Annotated in this window: 16 protein-coding genes and 1 pseudogene; 6 read left to right on the forward strand and 11 right to left on the reverse strand. The window is 66.2% G+C overall.

The annotated features are described in order from the left end of the window. Positions 1–44: 44 nt before the first annotated feature. Entirely contained in the window at positions 45–1,604 is a 1,560-nt protein-coding gene (locus tag ACOGXA_RS08250; protein WP_419926784.1) for a hypothetical protein, read from the reverse strand. 92 nt (positions 1,605–1,696) lie between these two features. On the opposite strand from ACOGXA_RS08250, the gene ACOGXA_RS08255 reads away from it, so the two are divergent. Continuing rightward, positions 1,697–1,933, forward strand: a complete 237-nt coding sequence (locus tag ACOGXA_RS08255) for an Lrp/AsnC family transcriptional regulator (RefSeq protein WP_419926785.1) — start codon at positions 1,697–1,699, stop codon at positions 1,931–1,933. A 19-nt stretch (positions 1,934–1,952) separates the two neighbouring features. On the opposite strand, the gene ACOGXA_RS08260 is transcribed toward ACOGXA_RS08255, so the two are convergent. The 4 genes from ACOGXA_RS08260 to ACOGXA_RS08275 form a co-directional block, all read right to left on the reverse strand. Then, positions 1,953–2,339 (reverse strand): hypothetical protein, encoded by a 387-nt coding sequence (locus ACOGXA_RS08260; RefSeq protein WP_419926786.1) that lies wholly within the window; start codon positions 2,337–2,339, stop codon positions 1,953–1,955. Further along, positions 2,336–3,136: a PIG-L family deacetylase gene (locus tag ACOGXA_RS08265; protein ID WP_419926787.1), complete on the reverse strand. Its 801-nt coding sequence runs from the start codon at positions 3,134–3,136 to the stop codon at positions 2,336–2,338. The genes ACOGXA_RS08260 and ACOGXA_RS08265 overlap by 4 nt, the downstream gene beginning before the upstream one ends. Next, entirely contained in the window at positions 3,137–4,273 is a 1,137-nt protein-coding gene (locus tag ACOGXA_RS08270; protein WP_419926788.1) for a CaiB/BaiF CoA transferase family protein, read from the reverse strand. 87 nt (positions 4,274–4,360) lie between these two features. Continuing rightward, complete coding sequence (locus ACOGXA_RS08275; protein ID WP_419926789.1) at positions 4,361–4,711, reverse strand: metallopeptidase family protein; 351 nt, start codon at positions 4,709–4,711, stop codon at positions 4,361–4,363. Between the two features lie 78 nt (positions 4,712–4,789). Here ACOGXA_RS08275 and ACOGXA_RS08280 point away from each other — a divergent pair, with 78 nt between their 5' ends. Continuing rightward, positions 4,790–6,238 carry an ATP-dependent helicase gene (locus tag ACOGXA_RS08280; RefSeq protein ID WP_419926790.1) on the forward strand — a complete coding sequence of 483 codons (1,449 nt, stop codon included), beginning with the start codon at positions 4,790–4,792 and terminating at the stop codon, positions 6,236–6,238. Here the strand turns inward: ACOGXA_RS08280 and ACOGXA_RS08285 are convergent. After that, the gene (locus ACOGXA_RS08285) at positions 6,235–8,406 is read right to left on the reverse strand and encodes a cation:proton antiporter (RefSeq protein WP_419926791.1); all 2,172 of its coding nucleotides are present in this window, start codon (positions 8,404–8,406) and stop codon (positions 6,235–6,237) included. The genes ACOGXA_RS08280 and ACOGXA_RS08285 overlap by 4 nt on opposite strands. Before the next feature lie 34 nt (positions 8,407–8,440). Next, positions 8,441–9,235, reverse strand: a complete 795-nt coding sequence (locus ACOGXA_RS08290) for an exodeoxyribonuclease III (RefSeq protein WP_419926792.1) — start codon at positions 9,233–9,235, stop codon at positions 8,441–8,443. Between the two features lie 233 nt (positions 9,236–9,468). On the opposite strand from ACOGXA_RS08290, the pseudogene ACOGXA_RS08295 reads away from it, so the two are divergent. The 4 genes and pseudogenes from ACOGXA_RS08295 to ACOGXA_RS08310 form a co-directional block, all read left to right on the forward strand. Further along, positions 9,469–12,108, forward strand: a pseudogene (locus tag ACOGXA_RS08295) (multifunctional oxoglutarate decarboxylase/oxoglutarate dehydrogenase thiamine pyrophosphate-binding subunit/dihydrolipoyllysine-residue succinyltransferase subunit); the annotation flags it as partial. 86 nt (positions 12,109–12,194) lie between these two features. Next, positions 12,195–13,109, forward strand: a complete 915-nt coding sequence (locus ACOGXA_RS08300; RefSeq protein ID WP_419926793.1) for a hypothetical protein — start codon at positions 12,195–12,197, stop codon at positions 13,107–13,109. 522 nt (positions 13,110–13,631) lie between these two features. Continuing rightward, entirely contained in the window at positions 13,632–14,312 is a 681-nt protein-coding gene (locus tag ACOGXA_RS08305; protein ID WP_419926794.1) for a Fic family protein, read from the forward strand. Then, positions 14,296–15,036 carry a Fic family protein gene (locus tag ACOGXA_RS08310; RefSeq protein WP_419926958.1) on the forward strand — a complete coding sequence of 247 codons (741 nt, stop codon included), beginning with the start codon at positions 14,296–14,298 and terminating at the stop codon, positions 15,034–15,036. Before ACOGXA_RS08305 ends, ACOGXA_RS08310 begins: the two co-directional genes overlap by 17 nt. Before the next feature lie 255 nt (positions 15,037–15,291). Here ACOGXA_RS08310 and ACOGXA_RS08315 read toward each other — a convergent pair whose 3' ends face one another. Genes ACOGXA_RS08315 through ACOGXA_RS08330 form a run of 4 tightly spaced genes read right to left on the reverse strand, consistent with a single transcriptional unit; the run spans position 15,292 to position 18,469 of the window. Then, entirely contained in the window at positions 15,292–16,494 is a 1,203-nt protein-coding gene (locus ACOGXA_RS08315; RefSeq protein ID WP_419926795.1) for an amidohydrolase family protein, read from the reverse strand. A gap of 25 nt (positions 16,495–16,519) precedes the next feature. After that, positions 16,520–16,987, reverse strand: coding sequence for an HD domain-containing protein (locus ACOGXA_RS08320; RefSeq protein WP_419926796.1), 468 nt, complete (start codon positions 16,985–16,987; stop codon positions 16,520–16,522). Further along, positions 16,984–17,904 (reverse strand): site-specific tyrosine recombinase, encoded by a 921-nt coding sequence (locus ACOGXA_RS08325; RefSeq protein ID WP_419926797.1) that lies wholly within the window; start codon positions 17,902–17,904, stop codon positions 16,984–16,986. Before ACOGXA_RS08325 ends, ACOGXA_RS08320 begins: the two co-directional genes overlap by 4 nt. A gap of 19 nt (positions 17,905–17,923) precedes the next feature. After that, entirely contained in the window at positions 17,924–18,469 is a 546-nt protein-coding gene (locus ACOGXA_RS08330; RefSeq protein ID WP_419926798.1) for an NUDIX hydrolase, read from the reverse strand. Between the last annotated feature and the right edge of the window lie 13 nt (positions 18,470–18,482).

An 18,482-nucleotide genomic window follows, 5' to 3' on the forward strand; every position in this document is an offset into this window, starting at 1 on the left:
GGCACGTTAGCGGTGTGCCGCGGTGGAATCGGCACACATTGCCGTTATCCCGGACCTCGCAGGATGCGGGTCTTGCCGTACATCGAGCCGAACAACAGCCGGCCGTCATCGTCCACGGTGACCCCCGCGCCGATGGTGTTGAACTTGGAGCCGCCCAGCACGTAGTGGAATCGGGACTCCCCGGTGGCCCAGTCGGCCGCCTCGATCGTCCAGCGCCCGTCGCGCACCCCGCAGGTGTAGATCAGGCCGCTCTCCTCGGCCACGAAGGGAACCGAGTTGGGCGAGGAGACGTCGAGGTTGACCCACGCCTCCTTCAGTTCTCGGGCCACCGGATCCCACTCGTATTTGTGGAGGCCGCGGGGCTGGTATTCGGGCTTGTGGCCGAGCATGAAGCACAGCATCCGGGCCGCTCGTCGGGGGAAGCCGTCGGGGATGGAAGCCGGCTCGTTGTTCACCGTCATCGCCCCGTAGCCCGACACGGTGATCGACTGCTCGGTTTTGATCTCGGCCAGATCAGGATTTCCCATGTTGGCCGGCCCGATGCCGGCAATGCGGCGATCCGGCGCGCCGGGCAGCTGCTCCCAGTCGTCGGGAATCTCATCGCGCCACAACAGGGTGATGTTCACCACCTCGTCGCCGTCGCCGATCACCACGAACTTGTCCTCATCGGCGCCGAATCCCATGAGCGATGGCGTAGTCCCAGAGCCGTGGCCGCCGCCGTTTCGGTAGGGCACCCTCCAACATCCGTGGGCGGGGTCGTCGGAGAGCTCGGTTCCCGTCCAGCGCAGCTTGTGGTGGTGGTCATTGGACGACACATAGATGCCGTTGTCGCTGTCGACGCAGATGCTGGTACGCACCCAGCCGTAGCCGGTGTTGCCCCGCTCGGCCTCCCGGCGGGCGCAGTACTCGGCAGCGACCTCGGCCCCGCCGGGAATCTGGAGCGCGTGGTAGGCGCTGAAGTCGCGCTCGAGCACGACAACCCAGCCGTGATCGGTGGACAGGACCAGCTTGCCGTCGAAGGTCATGTTCATACCCACGAAGAAGCCCTCGATCTGGTCGGGCTTGTCCCACCGGTCACGCTCCACGATGGGCGATGCCGGGTCGGACGGATCGGTCTCCACGTAGGCCACCGCGTGGTCCTCGCGGCCGAGGAACAGGGTGTGGTCGCAATCCAGCAGCGCATATACCCCGTCGATGCCAGACATGAACTTCATCGACAGCTCGATGGCGTGCTCGATGGCCTCCCACCCGTCCTTGTCGTCGAGGCCGCGGAGGTTGGACTCCAGTTCGGGGGTGGGGGTGCGGCCCTCGCCGCCGACGATCTCGTGGTCGGCCAGAACCTCAAGCGTCCCATAGTCGAGCTTGGCGATGTTCTGGCGCCCGTTGGTCCACACCACCCTTCGGCCGTCGGGGTACGGACCCGATGTCAGGTGGCCGAAGTGGCACGGGCCGAGCCACGCGTACTGAATGTCGACCGCCTCGTCGAGCACCTCAGTGGGGCCTTCAGGCCCTCGCCAGGGCACGTTGTCCTGCTGGTCGCAACGCCCGTGGGCGATGGCGTAGGAGGAACGGGCCAGATATGGATTGGCGGGGGCGCGGTTCATGGGCCTACATCTTGACGCCTCGTCCAGCCCGCTAGCCCACTGGAGCGCTTCTTTGAGTACGATGCGGGAAAACCGACCGGAGGTGCAGTCTCGTGGGTGTCAGCTCATATGTTTTGATCCAAACCGAAATGGACAAGGCCCGGCAGGTGGCCGAGGCCATCCGCGAGATCGAAGGCGTGGTGATCTCTGAGATCATGACCGGCCCCTACGACGTCATCGCCAAGGCCGAGGCCGAGTCCATGGACCAGCTAGGCCGGTTGGTTGTGAGCCAGATCCAGATGGTGGAGGGCATCACCCGGACCCTCACCTGCCCGGTGGTCAACCTTTGAGCCCGGTCGCGATCCTCGGCTAATTGAGGATCATGGCCCGGATGGCCAGGCCGGCCAGAAAGAAGCTGCCGCCGGCGTAGAGCAGCTCGCGGCGGTTGGCGAGCTGAATTCGATAGGCGTAGACGATGGCCACTGCGGCGATGGCCGCGAAGCCGTAGAGGCGGTGCAGGTCGCCGGGATCGGCGCCAGTCCGGTTCTCCAGCACCACGCCCACAATCACCTGGGCGAAGATTGCGACCTGGGCAACAGCGATCAACACCCACAGCGGCCAACCTCGAAACCTGGGGCGGAAGTGGGCCCCCAGCGCCCATCCCCCGGCCGCGGCATTGGCCAGCATCACCACCCAGGAGAACCAGTCGTGGAAGCCGGCCAGCGGCGTGGCGGCGAGAACCGAGGTGGCGCTCACCTGAACAAGTCGGTGGCGAAGCCGCCTGTCCGGGGCGGCCCCGGGGCCACGAACCACTCGGTGCCGAAGGCGTCGGCGAACTGCTCGTCGGTCATAGATCCGAAGAAGGAATCGGCGGTGATCTGGCTGGCGTGGGCCAACATGGCCGCCCGCTTGCGCTCCAAGTAGGCGCTCACATCCACAGCATGGGTGATCTCCGCCTCATCGGTGCCGAAATCTTGCTCCGTGAACCGCTCGGCCCGCTCGGCGTCGATCTCCTCAATCGCCTCGGCAAAGGCCTCCACCTCGGCCATCTGCCGCAGGATCTGGGTGCGGTTCATGGTGACGTGGAACACTCTCTCAACCCCGGCTCTGCGGGCCGCGTACACCCCCACTCGATGGACTTGGATGTGGTCGGGGTGGCCGTAGCCGCCGTGGTCGTCGTACACGGTGAGCACGTCGGCGGATTCCTCGACCAGAATCCGGGCCAATCGCTCCACTGCTTCGTCGAAATCGGCTTGCCAGAAGCAGGCCGGATTGTCGTTGGCCTCCTCCCCGGCCATGCCGGAGTCCTCATAGCCCAAGAACTCCACCCGGTGGGCGCCGATGATCCCGGCGGCGTCAAGGGTCTCCGCTGATCGCCGCTCGCCCAGGGTCTCGCCCGGGCTCAGCGCGTCGGGCGCCGCCTCGCCTTGCTCCCCTCTGGTGGCCACCACCAGCACCACTCGGTGGCCCTCGTCGGACGCCTTCATCATGGTGCCCGAGGTGGCGATGGCCTCGTCGTCGGGATGGGCGTGGAAGTTGACCATGGTGGCCATCTACTTGACAGCCCCCGATTCCCGAAGGGCGGCCACCGCGGCGGCGTCAAAGCCCCAGTCGGCCAGCACCTCAGCGGTGTGCTGGCCGGGGTTGGGGGCGGGACGGGCGATCTCAGCCGGGGTGCGGCTGAAGCGGGGCGCGGGGCCGGGCTGAACGGCGCCCCCCACTTCTACGAACGTGCCCCGGGCCGCGTTGTGGGGATGTTCGGGCGCGTCGGCCAGGCTGAGCACCGGGGCGAAGCAGACATCGGAGCCGTCGAGGATCTCACACCACTGGTCGCGGGTCTTGGCCTTGACCGCTGCGGCCAGCCGTGCTCGCATCTCCGGCCAAGTGGAGCGGTCGTTCTGGTCGATCCCGTCGGTGTCTATGCCCACCTTCTCGGTCATCTCGGCGAAGAACTGCGGCTCTAGCGAGCCCAGCGAGATGTACTCCCCGTCGGCGCACTCGTAGACGTCGTAGAACCAGGCCCCGGTGTCCAGCAGATTGGTGCCCCGCGGCCCCCAGACCCCCATTCCGTGCAGGCCGTAAACCATGGTGATGAGCAGGGCGGAGCCCTCCACCATGGAGGCGTCCACCACCTGGCCCCGGCCCGAGGTGCGGGTTTCCAGCATCCCGGCCAACATGCCGAGAGCCAGCAGCATCCCTCCCCCGCCGAAGTCTCCGGCCAAATTCACCGGGGGCACCGGGGCCTCCCCTTCCCGGCCGATGGCCCCCAACACACCCGACAGGGCGATGTAGTTGATGTCGTGGCCGGCCATCGACGCATAGGGGCCGTCTTGGCCCCATCCCGTCATGCGCCCGTACACCAGCCTGGGGTTGCGGGCCAGGCAGTGGTCGGGGCCGATGCCCAAGCGCTCGGCCACCCCGGGGCGGAACCCCTCGATCAGCCCGTCGGCGCCCTCCGCCAGCTTCAGCACCGCCTCGGCGCCATCTGGGTGTTTCAGGTCGACGCCCACGCTCCGGCGCCCCCGGTTCAGCAAATCGGGATGCGGAGTGTCGGGAATCTCGCCGCGCACCCGGTCGGCACGGTCGACCCGCACCACATCAGCGCCCAGGTCGGCCAACATCATGGCGGCGAACGGCCCCGGCCCGATGCCGGCGATCTCCACCACGCGAATGCCTTTGAGCGGTCCCATGCTGCCTCCTGAACTCTCCACCGCTGGGACAGTACCCGCAATCTCCATAAACCGGGCAGCCCAGGATTCCCGTCCTTGATCGAGCTTTCAGCCCCAACCCAGCTCGTCGAGGCGGTCGTCTTCGATGCCGAAGTGGTGGGCCACTTCATGGACGACGGTGATGCCCACCTGCTCTACCACCTCGGACTCGCTGCCGCACCCCTCGCAGATCGGCAGCCGGTAGATATAGATGCGGTCGGGCAGCACCATCCCACCCCCGCCGTAGTCGCCCCGATCGGTGAGCGGCACCCCGTCATACAGCCCCCAGATGTCGGGATCTTCGCCCTCGTCCTCCACCAGCACCGCCACGTTCTCCATCAGCTCGCCCAGATCATCGGGAATCGTGTCCAGAGCGTGCCCCACCAACTCCTCGAACCGCTCCCGGGACACCTCAACCATTTCCGCCATCCTCCCACAACAACGGAACCTCCTGGCCTCGCCGAAAGCAATTGTCACATCCGTCGGTAGTTTGGTGGAGTGAGCGTGTTGGAAGGGCTCTTGGAGGGGCTGAACGAGCGGCAGCGGGCGGCCGTGGAGGTACCGGAGACTCCGCTTTGCATCAGAGCGGGGGCGGGCACCGGCAAGACCAGGGTGCTCACCCGCCGGATCGCCTATCAGGCCGGCGGCGGGGCCATCGACCCCAAGCACACGCTGGCGCTGACGTTCACCCGCAAGGCGGGCAGCGAGCTGCGAGATCGCTTGGCCCGGCTGGGGTTGCGGGGCACGGTGAGCGCCGGCACCTTCCACAGCACGGCATTGGCTCAGTTGCGCACCCGCTGGGCAGAACGGGGGGTTCGTCCTCCCGAGCTGCTTCACGACAAGCGGGGGCTGGTGGCCCGGGCGGCCAAGAAATCCGGAACACGGCTGGGCAAGGCCGAGTTGACCGACGCGATCGCAGAAATCGAGTGGGCCAAAGCCCGGCGCATACCCCCGGAGAGCTATGGGGGGGATGCCGGGCGGATGCGTCGCCGGTCGGCCCTGGCACCCGCACTGGTCGCCGACCTCTACCAGCGATACGAGGAAGAGAAGACCGAGCGGCGGGTGGTGGACTTCGACGACATCTTGATCCTGGCCTTGCGGGATCTGAATGAAGACGCCGATTTCGCCGAAGCCCGCCGCTGGCGGTTCCGGCACTTGTTGGTGGACGAGTTCCAGGACGTGAACCGGCTCCAATTCGACCTGTTGCGAGCCTGGCTGGGGGAGCGCAACGACCTGTGCGCGGTGGGCGATCCCAACCAGGCAATCTACCGATGGAACGGCGCCGAAGCCGACTACATCGAGCGGTTCGACCACTGGCTCCCAGGCGCAAACTTGCTCAACCTGGTGGACAACTACCGCTCTACTCCGCAGATTCTGGCCGCTGGCCGCGCCGTTCTCCCCGCGGGAGCGGCCACGCTGGTCTCCCGTTGCCGAGACGGGCCTCAGCCAACGGTGACCACCCACGCCAACGACACCGACGAGGCCTCAGCCATCGCCCGGGCTTTGCGGGCCGACAAGGGTCCGGAGACGGCTTGGTCGTCGATGGCGGTGTTGGCCCGAACCAATGCCCAGACCGTCAAGCTGACCGCAGCACTCCGCCATAGAGAGATCCCCTACAGGGTTCGCATCGACCTGCACAACAGCGGGTCCGACGCCGGAAACGGCCTGGCCAATGGAGCTGATGCAGTGGATGTTGCTACTTTTCACGCCGCCAAGGGGCTGGAGTGGCCCATCGTCCACTTGGCAGGCCTGGAGCAGGGCCTGGTGCCCATCAGCCGGGCTCAGACGCCGGCCGAGGTCGCAGAGGAGCGGCGGCTGCTCTATGTAGCCATCACCAGGGCCGAGCGAGAGCTGCACTGCCACTGGGCGGCGGAGCGGTCCTTCACCGACCGAACAGTCGCCCGCTCCCCCTCCCCCTACCTGAACGCCATCCTCAACGCCGCCTAGAGATCAAACGGGATGAGCACGACCACCACGGTGGCATCGCAATCGCGAAGCACCTGCTCCACCCGGTGACCCAAGAACGGGCGATCTCCAACTCGGCGGAGGTTGGCCCCCATGACCACCAGATCAGCTTCGATGTCCCGTGACAGCTTCAAAATCTCTTCGGCCGGAGAGGTGCCGTCCATTACTACCGTCCGGGTTGTTGCCCCCAACTCAATGGCGAGCATCTCGGCCTGGGCTACCATCTGCACGCCCACGATGGAGCCGCTGCGGGCAATCATCCGGCGGCTGAACAGCGACGGCAGCCCCGCGGGTTCGCTCCTTACGGTGTTGATGTGGGTTAGGTGTAGTTCAGTGCCGAGTTGGACACTGAGGTTGAAGGCCACCTCCTGAGCGGCACGCGATACTGGACTGCCGGTTACCGGCACCACAGCCCGGCTAAACGCCCCCGGCAGAGGCCGGTCCTGGTCTCTCGCCCGGCGCACCACCACCACCGGGATGGGGCTCTCTGACAAAACCCCGTCCACCAGGGGCGAGATCACCTGAATGGTGTCGGCGTAGTCCTGAGCACCCAGCCCGATGACGCCGAACCCCAGCCGACTCTCATCGATTATGGCCCGCACCGGATCTTCTCCGCGCACCCGCCGGTGCTCCAAGGCCCGGTCGTGCAGCACGTTGCGCAGTGGCGTGATATCCACTTCGGCGTCTCGGTCGCCCACCGAGAGCACGGTTGCCCCGGCTTCGATCGGCCAGGCGAAATGCAGAACCTGGGCCGCGGCAATCGACTCGGGACCCCCACGGCTGGGCAGCAGCAGCCGCGACGTCCGCACCACCAGGTTGCGGCTCAGCGCTTGCTCCCGCCCCAGCCGTTCCTGCTCGTCGGGGGTGCCCTGCCAGTTGTTCACCACTCCCCGCAGGGTGGCCGAGGCGAACAGCGAGGTGAGCACCGGCACCAGCACGATCACCGAGAAGGCGGTGGGGCTGAACACCCCGACGCTCAATCCCACCGTGGCGATGACGATCTCCAACGTTCCCCGGGCGTTCAACCCGGCCCCCAGAGCCAGTCCCGCCCGGTGGGTGCGGCCGGCGAGGCGGGCGCCGCCGTAGGCCCCGGCAAACTTGAAGACGATGGCCACCGCGAGCACGACCAGGGCCCACCAGAGGGCCTCGGCGTTGTTCAACAAGCGGAGATCTACCTGCAAGCCGGCAGTGGCGAAGAACACCGGCGCGAACAGGGCGTTGGTCAGACCCTCCAGGTGGTGGATGACATCCTCGTGCTGGAACCGGGACCGGTGCAGCACCACCCCGGCCACAAACGCCCCCAATACCGCTTCCACCTTCAGCCACTCGGTGGCCACTCCGAACACCAGCATGGTCACTACGGCCACAGCCAGCGCAGCGGCCAGGCTGCCCCCGGTGCGCCGCACCTGCCGCAACAGCAGGTCCACCAGCCGCTGGCCCACAGTCAGGGCCAACACCCCGAAGGCCGCGATCCCCCCCAGCGTGGCCAACACCTGCCCAGCCGACACTCCGCCTGAGGTGGCCAAGCCGGTGAAAACGCCCAGCATGATCCAGCCGATCACGTCGTTGGCCATGCCCGCGGCCACAGTGATCTGGCCGAAGTCCCGGCGCATCAGCCCCAGTTCGCTGAGGATCTTGGCCACCACCGCCAGGGACGACACGGCGAGCGCCAGGGCCACGAACAGCATGAACGTGAGCCGCTCGGCATCCTCGCCCAAGAACAGGGAGGGCAGCAACAGGCCGACCACCACGCCGCCGATCAGCGGCACCACCAGGCTGCCCGCGGTGACCAGCAGCGCCGACCGCCCCAGCTTGGTGATGAGCCCCAAATCAGTCTCGAACCCGGTCACCACCAACAAAAGAGCCACCCCCACCCAGCTCACCGCGGCCAGCAAGGTCCATTGCACGCCCTGTCCGATCTCCGGCAAGAACCACTCGAAGCCCGACTCCCACACCACCCCGAAAACCGACGGCCCCAGCACCAGCCCGGCCAGCAGCGCCCCCACCACCGAGGGCAGCCCCACTTTTCTCATCACCAGACCGAAGAGATGGGAGGCGGCCACCAGCACCAGGATGTTCACCCAAAAGACCAGCAAGTCATGGCCGTGGCCTGCCGGATCCGTGGCGGCCACCGTCGACCACATCCCCATCACCCCTCAAACTCCCAAACCACCGGCCGCATCCTCATCCGCTCTCGGCGGCTTCTTCCCAATCGAAGTCCACCACCACCGGGGCATGGTCCGACGGCTTTTGCCCTTTGCGGGCATTGCGGTCCATGAGCACCGTGGTCACCCTCTGGGCCAGCGGCTCGGAGGCCATCACCATGTCGATGCGCATCCCCTGGCGCTTGTGGAACCGCCCCGCCTGATAGTCCCAGAAGGTGTACAGGCCGTCGTCGGGCCACCGTCGGCGGAACACGTCCACCAGGCCCCAATCCACCACCGCGGCCAGCGCCTCCCGCTCGGGCGCGCTCACATGGGTGAGCCCCTCGAAGGCGGCAATGTCCCACACATCGTTGTCGGCTGGGGCCACGTTGAAGTCTCCGGCCACCACCACCGGCTCGGCGGCATCAGCAGTGGCCTCCAGATGAGACCGGAGCCGGCCCAGCCAGTCGAGCTTGTAGCGGTAGTGGTCGTGGCCCAGCTCCCGGCCGTTGGGGATGTAGGCGCTGGCCACCCGCACCCCGGCGCAGGTGGCCCACACGATGCGGGCATCGGGGTCGGCCTCCCGACCGTCGGCGAAGCCATTGCCGGGGTCGGCCAGCCCCACCCGGCTCAAGATGGCCACCCCGTTCCAGCGCCCCTGCCCGTGATGGGCCCACTGGTATCCCATTGCCTCGAAGGCCAGGCCGGGAAAGGCATCCTCGGCCATCTTGGTCTCCTGCATGCACACAACGTCGGGGTCGGCCAGCTCCAGCCACTCCTGCACTCGGGGCAGGCGTGCGTTGAGCGAGTTCACGTTCCAGGTGGCCAGCCGCATTGGGGAGACCCTAGTTGACACGCATGTAATACCCATAGAGGTTGTGTACGCGCGACGAGGGTGTGCCGTCGATGGCGGTGTGGTGGCTGCGGCCTCATCGAATGGCCGAGGCCCGCGATGGGGGCCCTGGCCGAAGGGGAACGGCCCAGGAGACCCCGGGGTCCTTATACTCTCGCCCTATGGAGCCTGATGCTGAAACCCTCGTTGGCCAGAACGCGTGGCTGGTAGATGAGATGCACCGCCAATTCCTGGCCGATCCAGCATCGGTGAGCGAGAGCTGGCAGGACTTCTTCTCCGACTACCGTCCCGACCGGGCTCTTGCCGACGCCGGGGCGTCGGCGCCCCGGCTTAGAGCCGTTCCCCAAGAGCCCGAAGCCCCCGAGCCTCTGCCCGGCCGGCCGATGAGGGGGGCCTCCGCCCGAATCGCCCTGAACATGGAAGCCAGTCTGGCCATTCCCACCGCCACCAGCTTCCGGGAGATCCCGGCCAAGCTGCTCGACGTGAACCGCCAGGTGATCAACGGCTATCTGGGGCGCACCGATGGACGCAAGGTCTCCTACACCCACCTGATCGCCTACGCGGTGGTGCAGGCCATCGCCAACCACATGCCGGCGATGAACTCCTCCTACCTCGCCGACGAAAGCGGCCCTCGGCTAGTGCGACACGACCATATCGGCCTGGGAATCGCGGTGGACGTGGCGAAAACCGACGGGTCCCGCTCGCTGTTGGTGCCGTGCATCCCGGAGGCCGACACTTTGACCTTCCCCGAATTCGTCGAGTTGTACGCCACCATGGTCCGAAAAGTGCGGACCAACGACCTGAGCCCCGACGACTTCGCCGGAGTCACGGTGAGCATCACCAACCCCGGCACCTTGGGCACCGTGCAGTCGGTGCCCCGGCTCATGCCCGGCCAAGGGGTGATAGTGGGCGTGGGCACCATCGACTACCCCACCGCCTATCAGGCCGCCGACTCCCGCACACTCGCCGACCTGGGGGTGTCCAAGGTCATCACCGTGTCCTCCACCTATGACCACCGCATAATCCAGGGTGCGGAGTCGGGCATGTTCTTGGGCGCCCTCCACGATCTTCTGCTGGGCAAGCACAACTTCTACGAGGACATATTCAAACAGGCGGGCGTGCCCTACGAAGCGGTGCGCTGGCGGCCCGACTTCTTGCCCCTCGACCGGGAGAGTGCCGGAATCACCAAGCAGATGCAGGTGAGCGCCCTCGTCAACATGCACCGTGTGCGGGGCCATCTCATCGCCGATCTGGATCCGCTCTCGGCCAAAGAACCCGAGATGCACGCCGAGCTCGACCCCGCCACTTACGGCCTCACCATCTGGGATCTCGAGCGGGAGTTCCTCACCACCGGGCTGGGCGGCCTCGACCTGGGCCAGCCGGACGGCAAGATGCCGCTGGGAGAGATCCTGCGGGTGTTGCGCAACGCCTACTGCCGCACAGTGGGCGTGGAGTACATGCACATCCAGGAACCGGAGGAGAAGCGCTGGCTCCAAGAACAGGTGGAGGGGTTCAGCTTCGCCCCGGTGCTCGACGAGAAGCTGCACATTCTAGATCGGCTGAACGCGGCCGAGGCCCTGGAGCGCTTCTTGGACACCAAGTACGTGGGCCAGAAGCGCTTCGGCATAGAGGGGGCCGAGAGCGCCATTGTGGTGCTCGACGCGGTGCTGGGCCGGGCCGCCGACTTGGGCATGGCATCGGCGATCATGGGAATGGCCCACCGGGGACGGCTCAATGTGCTGGTCAACATCGTGGGAAAGGACTACCGGCAGCTTTTCGGCGAGTTCGAGGGGAACCTGGACGAGTCGTCCACCCAGGGGTCGGGCGATGTGAAGTACCACCTGGGGATGACCTCTGAGTTCGAGAGCATGGCCGGGAACCGCATCCCGGTGGAGCTGGCCGCCAACCCCTCGCACTTGGAGGCGGTGAACCCGGTGGTCGAGGGCATGGTCCGGGCCCGCCTCGATCGAATCGGCCACGAGCACAGCGAGCACAGCCCGGTGAGCGGGCTGGTCAGAGGCCAGGCCGCCGACTCGGACAACCGCTACCCGGTGCTGCCGCTGCTGGTCCACGGCGATGCCGCGTTCGCCGGGCAGGGAGTGGTGAGCGAGACTCTGAACCTGTCGCTGATCCAGGGCTATTTGACCGGGGGCACAGTACACCTGGTGATCAACAACCAGGTGGGGTTCACCACCACCGCAGCCGCGGCTCGCTCGAGCTACTACTGCACCGACGTGGCCAAGATGATCCAGGCGCCCATCTTCCACGTCAACGGCGACGACCCCGAAGCCTGCGCTCGAGTAGCCCGACTGGCGCTGGACTACCGCAACCACTTCCACAAGGACGTGGTGATCGACATGTGGTGCTTCCGCCGCCAAGGGCACAACGAGGCCGACGACCCCAGCTACACCCAGCCAGAGATGTACCGCTTGATCGAAAGCCACCGCTCGGTACGCAAGCGGTATGTGGAATCGCTGGTCAAGCGCGGGACCATCACCCTCGAAGAGGCCGAACAGTCCATGGACGACTTCCGCTCCAAGCTCCAGCAGGCGCTGGAGGAGACGAGGGAGCAAACCCCGAGCGCTCCCCCCGAAGCTGGCGCCGGAACCGATCCCGCAGGCGCCAGGCGGCTCCATCTGTCCATTTCGGGGGACCTGTCGGGCCCCACTCCGCCAACGGCTCCTCCTGTGCCCACCGCCGTGTCGAACGAGCAGGTCAAAAGGGTGTTCGACACGCTGGCGTCGGTGCCCGAGGGGTTCGTCTTGCACCCCAAGCTGGCCCGGCAGTTCGAGGCACGAGACGCCATGATGGCCCAAGGCATCGTGGATTGGGGGCTGGCGGAGGCGCTGGCGTTCGGAAGCCTGCTGGAGGACGGCACGTCGATCCGCCTGGCCGGCCAGGACTCGCGCCGGGGACGTTCTCGCACCGACACAGCACCCTTGTGTGCAGCGAATCATTTCGGGAGCACTGCCCGTTGGCCGAGCTGGGCCGCGGCGGCACCAGGCTGTGGGTGTACGACTCGCTTCTGTCGGAGTACGCGGCCTTGGGCTTCGAGTACGGCTATTCGGTGGGCGACTCCGAGGCCCTAGTGCTGTGGGAGGCCCAGTTCGGCGACTTCGTCAACGGAGCGCAGATCATCCTCGACCAATTCGTGGTGTCGGCTGAGGACAAGTGGGGCCAGCGCTCCGGGCTGGTCATGTTGTTGCCCCACGGCTTCGAGGGCCAAGGCCCGGAGCACTCCTCGGGGCGCATCGAGCGGTTCCTTCAGTCGGTGGCCGAGAACAACATCCGGGTGGCCAACCTGTCGAACTCGGCCCAGTACTTCCATCTGCTCCGAGACCAGGCCAAACGCCGGCCTCGCAATCCTCTGGTGCTGTTCGCCCCCAAATCGCTGCTACGCCACCGAGATGCCCGGTCGCCGGTCTCAGAGCTAACCGGCGGCCAGTTCTCGCCGCTGCTGGGCGACCCCGGCGGCCCACCGCCCGATCAGGTGACCGGTGTCGTGCTGGCCAGCGGCAAGATCTGCCACGAAGCGCTGGCCGAGCGCGACCGTGCGGGCGCCGCCGTCGCCGTGTTGAGAGCGGAGCAGCTCTACCCATGGCCGGCCGACGCCCTGGCCGATGCCCTGAGCCGGTATCCCAACGCCGACAAGATTGCCTGGCTTCAAGAAGAGCCCCAGAACATGGGGCCCTGGAACTACGCCAAAGGGCATCTCCACGACGCTCTGGACGACCGGTTCGAGATCATCGGGGCCAGTCGCAGCGAGTCGTCCAGCCCGGCCACCGGCAGCGCCGCCGTGCATGCCCAAGAGCAGTCAGAGCTCGTCGCCCGGACGATTCATCTATTCAACGGCTAGGGGCCGAGCAGATAAGCGAGGCTCGGCACTGGGACCACAGCAAACGGAGAGAGGTGCTACGCCCCCTCGGCGGGGCGCTCGGGTGCCAAGTCGGCTCCCAAAACTCACTCCAGCTGCGCCGCAAAGCATCCGGCGCTATTGGCGGGCGCGGCCGTATGCCGACGGGGGCGTCCCATTGCGCGGCTGGTGGAGACAGCCCGTCAAGAATCCCGATATCCAGGGGAAACTCTGCCAATCAATGTTGCGCTGATCGCCAATGACGATCTGCGATGGTTTCCCATCGGTTTCTCTGTCGCGATCTGTGGGGAGCGCAGTGTTGATCAACAAGTGAGAAGATTACTTCCAATTTTCTCCCTTGCGGACTGTGTTCTTGAGCCCTTTCCAGTGTCTGTTTGAGCGCGGGAACTGCCGCCGGTGTCACATGGCAGCGAGAGGGCGGATTTCTGTCCCAAAATCTCGACGGGATCAAGTGAGAAAACTATTTCCAATTTTCTCACTTGATGGGCGGGATACCATGAGGTCGTGGGCCGCTACACCATCCATCAGATACCAACGGAGGAAATCCCTCCGCTGTCCAAGAACGCTGCCCGGAAGCTGGAACATCCCCCTGGGAGTTTCGCCGCATACCATCCCGATCCGCTCCTCACTCCCGGTTTGGCCACTCTCCCCCACTGGGACAGCGCTGCCCGCGCAGCTGAGGCCGCGATCAACGAGCTCGAGCAGCAGCACGGGGATTCCGCTTCTCGCGTCGGCTGGGTGCTCCAAAGGTCCGAGAGTGTCGGCTCCAGCACCATTGAGGACGTGAACCCATCCTTGCGGAGGGTGGCTAGGGCCGAGGCGGTAATCCGAAACGGCGGAGACCCCCACGACGACCCCGCCAACGAGGCCCTCGGGAACATCGCTGCCACCCGTCTCGCCACCGAGATCGGGGATGCAAAGAGGCCGATCACCTTGGACGATCTGCTCTCGATTCACTCCACCTTGATGGACCACACGTCCAAGCCCGAATTGGGCGGGCATCTACGGCCGAACTGGATCCGCATCGGCGGGGTGCTTGGCGGTTACCCCCCGCCCAAGTATGTCGCCCCTCCCGCTGAGAAAGTCCCTGAGCTGATGGACGACCTGCTCGAGTACATCAACACCACCGACCACCGCGGCAGCGGTTGCCCACGTCCAGTTCGAGTCGATTCACCCGTTCCGTGATGGGAATGGCAGAGCCGGCCGAGCTCTAGTCCAGACCATCCTCCGCAAAGGCGGCATCACTCGCTACACCACCCCGCCGATCAGCGCCGTCCTCGCATTCAACCGAGACGAGTACATTGATGCCCTCGCCGCGTCCCGCTTCGAGGGTGCGGCGGGATCGCTCGCTCAAACAGAGTCGCTTGATTCGTGGGTGTCGCTCTTTTCCTCCACAGCGGAATCCTCCTGCGACTACGCAGAGGGGCTCATAACGCGGATCGACACGGTTACCAGCAGATGGGACAAGAAGCTCAGAAGCCGCAGGGGATCAGCTCCCCGAAGGATTGCAGAACACCTACCCGAGATGCCCGTGTTCACCGTGCAGGGCATGGCTGCCCAGCTGGGCATTCCTCTCCCAACTGCTTACCGGGCCACCGACCGGCTCGTAGCCGCAGGAATAGTCGCGCCGCTGCGCGGCAAGCAACGCGGCCGCGAGCTGTTCGAGGCCCCCGACATGTTGGATGTGTTTAAAGCTGCCGCTGAGCAGACGGAGACGCCCGGTGTGGCACCAGATGATCCGACCCGACAGATGACCGACAGAGTTTCCTCGAAGGGTGAGAAGGTGGCCGAAGCCATCCGGTTGCGCCGCCAGGGGCGGACTCTCAAAGAGATCGGAAATGCGCTCGGTATGTCCACCTCCTGGGCTCAGATTGCTACCCAGGGCTTCAAGCGCGGCCCCCGGAAATAGTGATGATCGGGTGGGTATGGACGTAGTTGTAGCCGTGACAGCCTTAGTCGTGTGGCTCACAGTCGAGTTGGTGGGCCTCAGCGGTCGGCGTATTGTCGGGCAGCGCAACACCAGCCCGGCGACCAGCACCACCACAGGCAACAGCACCGCCAACAGCCGCCACCGCGCCCCTACGCCCCTGGCACCGTCGTTCCTGCCCAGGGGCACCAGTGGGAGGAGCCCGCCGAGCTCCAAGCTGAGAGCGCGGGGCCCTCGTCAGTCGATATTCAGATTGAGGAGGCGGGCGGCGTTGCCCCGCACCAGTTTGTAAACCACATCGGGGGGCAGGTGGCCCATCATGTCCTCGGCCACTTTCTTGGTGTGGGGCCACGTTGTGTCGGTGTGGGGGTAGTCGGTCTCAAAGGTCACGTTGTCCACGCCCACCTCGTCCAGCGATTTCAAACCGTGGTTGTCGCGGAAGAAGCACCCGAAGATCTGCCGGTAGTAGTAGGTGGACGGCGGCTCGGGCACGATGTCCCTCACCCCGCCCCAGGCCCGGTGCTCCGACCAGACGTCGTCGCAGCGCTCCAGGATGTAGGGGATCCACCCGATCTGGCCCTCGGAGTAGGCCAGCTTGAGCCGGGGGAAGCGCACCAGCACCCCGGAGAACAGGAAATCGCTCATCGACGCAATGGCGTTGTTGAAGCTGAGCGAGGCGGCCACCGCCGGCGGGGCGTCGGGCGAGGCCGCGGGCATGACCGACGAGGAGCCGATGTGCATGCACACCGCGGTGGCGGTGTCCTGACAGGCGGCGAAGAACGGGTCCCAGTATCCGGTATGGATGCTGGGCAGGCCCAGATTGGGGGCGATCTCGCTGAAGCACACCGCATGGCAGCCCCGGGCGGCGTTGCGCTCCACCTCGGCTTTGGCCAGCTCCACATCCCACAGCGGGATGATGGCCAATGGGATGAGCGCCCCGCCGGAGTCGCCGCACCACTCCTCGACCATGAAGTCGTTGTAGGCCTGCACGCAGGCCAGGGCCAGTTCCCTGTCGTCGGCTTCGAGGAAGGTCTGGCCGCAGAATCGGGGGAACGTGGGGAACGACAGCGACGCCTCCACATGGTTCATCTCCATGTCCGCCACCCGGGCCTTGGGGTCGTAGCACCCCGGCCGCATCTCGTCGAAGGTTATGGGCACGGCCTCCATGTCGTCGCGGTCGAAGCCCACCGCGGCCACATGGCGCTTGTTGGGGTACACCAGATCCTCGTAGAACCAGACATCGCCCCATGGACCGTCTTCTGCGTCCAGCTCATAGGTGTACATCTTGGCCCCGCCGATATAGGTGATCGGCCCCACTCGGCGGCGGTCCACCCGCGGCCCTCGCTCTTTGAACCGCTCCGGCAGCCAGCTCTGCCACAAGTGCGCGGGCTCCACCAAGTGGTCGTCCACGCTGATGATCTTGGGAATCTCGGTGCGCACGGAGAGAAGCCTACTGGCCCGATATTCAGTCTGCGGCAGCCAAAGCAGCGGCCACCTCACCGGGCAGGGAGGAATTTCTGGGCGCAAGGTGGTGCTCCGCCGCCCACACCACCGCCAGCTCGGCGCTGCCCGCCTCGCGCAGCATTGCCGCACCCAGGCGGGGGTGTTCCCGATAGTTGGCCCACCGGCCCAGGAGGGCACTGGGAAAGAGCGCCCCCACAAGCGTTGCGCCCACGCGGGCCCAGGTTCCCAGGCCAGCCTGGATCTTTCCCACATCGTGGAGGGCCGCGGCCACCCGCTGGTCATCGCCGGCCAGCGCGGGGCATTTGGCCGAGCGCAGTGAGTGGCTGCGGTCGGCCGCACTCATCTGGCGATAGAGCTGCGCCTCTGCATCGTTGAGCAACCCCAGCAACCAGGCCTCTCCTGCGGGGTCGGGGCCTCGATCGGCAAGCGATTGCGAGAAGCGCCGAACCAGATGGGCGCCGGCGCTCACCGGTTGAGCACCGCCCGGGGGTGAGCGGCCTGATAGGCCTCCCACAGCTTCTCGGTGGATACCATCGTGTATACCTGCGTGGTGCTGATTGAGGCATGGCCCAAGAGCTCCTGCACCGCTCGGATGTCGGCCCCGTGGTCCAGCATGTGGGTGGCACAGGAGTGGCGAAAAACATGGGGGGAGACCTTGGCGCCCAGCCCCACCTGCTGAGCCCTCTTCTTCACTATCCCCCAGGCCCCTTGCCGCGACAGGCGGCGTCCCCGCTGGTTGAGCCAGACCGCTTCCTGATCGTGACGAGATGCCCAGCGCTCAGGTTCCATCTCCCCCCGTCCAACGGGGACCAGCCATGCGGTCAGCGCCTCATGGGCACACCGGCCAACCGGCAGGATTCGCTCCCTTTGCCCCTTGCCCACAACCCCCACCATGGACTCGCCCATATCCAGATCGCTCAGCGACATTCCCACTAGCTCGCTGATGCGCATGCCTGTGCCATAGAGCACCTCCAATATGGCCCGATCCCTTCGAGACACCCGGTCGATGCCGTTCACGGCGTCCATAATGGCGTCCACTTCAGCCTCGCTGAGCGCCTTCGGCACACCGGTGGGCACCCTGGGGAGCTCCACATGGGAGCAGGGATCATCGTCCCGCAAACCATCCACCACCAGAAACTGGTGAAACGTCCGCACCGCGGTCATAGTCCTCTTCACCGATGCCGGGGCCATCCCCCGGCTTTGCAGATGGCGCAAATGAGCCAAGACGTCTTCCTCGCCGGCCGTCTCGGGGCTGCGACCCCGGGTGGCCAATACCTCGCAGTAGCCGCTCAGGTCTCGACGGTAGGCCTCACAGGTGCGGGGGGCGCGGCCTCTTTCCAGCACCAGCCAATCCAAGAACTCCTCAACCCCGCTCCCTGCGCTCACCGACGGCGGCACAGGTTGCTCACCCCAGCCGCTCGCGGGCCAGCATCAGGCCGATGATCGACTTGGCATCGATCAGCTCGCCGGAGGCCACGAGGTCGGGAACGTCGGCCAGCCTTATGCGCTCGATGGCCATGTGCTCCTCCTCAATACCGTGGGGATGGCGGTCGGCGTCGATCAACTCGGTGGCCAGGTAGCAATGGGTTTCCTCGTCGCAGAACCCCGGCGAGTTGTGGAACACGGCCAGCAGCTCAAGATGGCCGGCTCGTTTGCCGATCTCCTCTTCGAGCTCCCGTCGCGCGGTGTGCGCGGGGGGCTCATCCCGGCTGTCCAGCTTCCCGGCGGGGATTTCCAGCATCTCCCGGTTCACCGCCGCTCGATACTGGCGGATCATGATGACCTCTTCGCCGTCGAGGGGCACGATCACCGCAGCTCCAGGATGGCGGATGATCTCCCTCTCATGGATTGACCCGTCGGGCGCCCTGATCTCCGCAACGGCCAGCGACACCACCCGCCCCTGCCACCCCTGGCGTTCTCCGACCGGCGTGAAGCGGCTCCCATCGGCCACCGTCGCGCTGCCT

The sequence above is a fragment of the Candidatus Poriferisocius sp. genome (assembly GCF_965208475.1).
Taxonomy (GTDB): Bacteria; Actinomycetota; Acidimicrobiia; order Acidimicrobiales; family Bin134; genus Poriferisocius.

Excerpts from the sequence above, each read along its gene's own strand:
- ACOGXA_RS08250 (WP_419926784.1), bottom strand. The coding sequence starts at position 1,604 with ATGAACCGCGCCCCCGCCAATCCATATCTGGCCCGTTCCTCCTACGCC.
- ACOGXA_RS08265 (WP_419926787.1), bottom strand. The coding sequence starts at position 3,136 with ATGGCCACCATGGTCAACTTCCACGCCCATCCCGACGACGAGGCCATC.
- ACOGXA_RS08270 (WP_419926788.1), bottom strand. The coding sequence starts at position 4,273 with ATGGGACCGCTCAAAGGCATTCGCGTGGTGGAGATCGCCGGCATCGGG.
- ACOGXA_RS08275 (WP_419926789.1), bottom strand. The coding sequence starts at position 4,711 with ATGGTTGAGGTGTCCCGGGAGCGGTTCGAGGAGTTGGTGGGGCACGCT.
- ACOGXA_RS08285 (WP_419926791.1), bottom strand. The coding sequence starts at position 8,406 with ATGGGGATGTGGTCGACGGTGGCCGCCACGGATCCGGCAGGCCACGGC.
- ACOGXA_RS08290 (WP_419926792.1), bottom strand. The coding sequence starts at position 9,235 with ATGCGGCTGGCCACCTGGAACGTGAACTCGCTCAACGCACGCCTGCCC.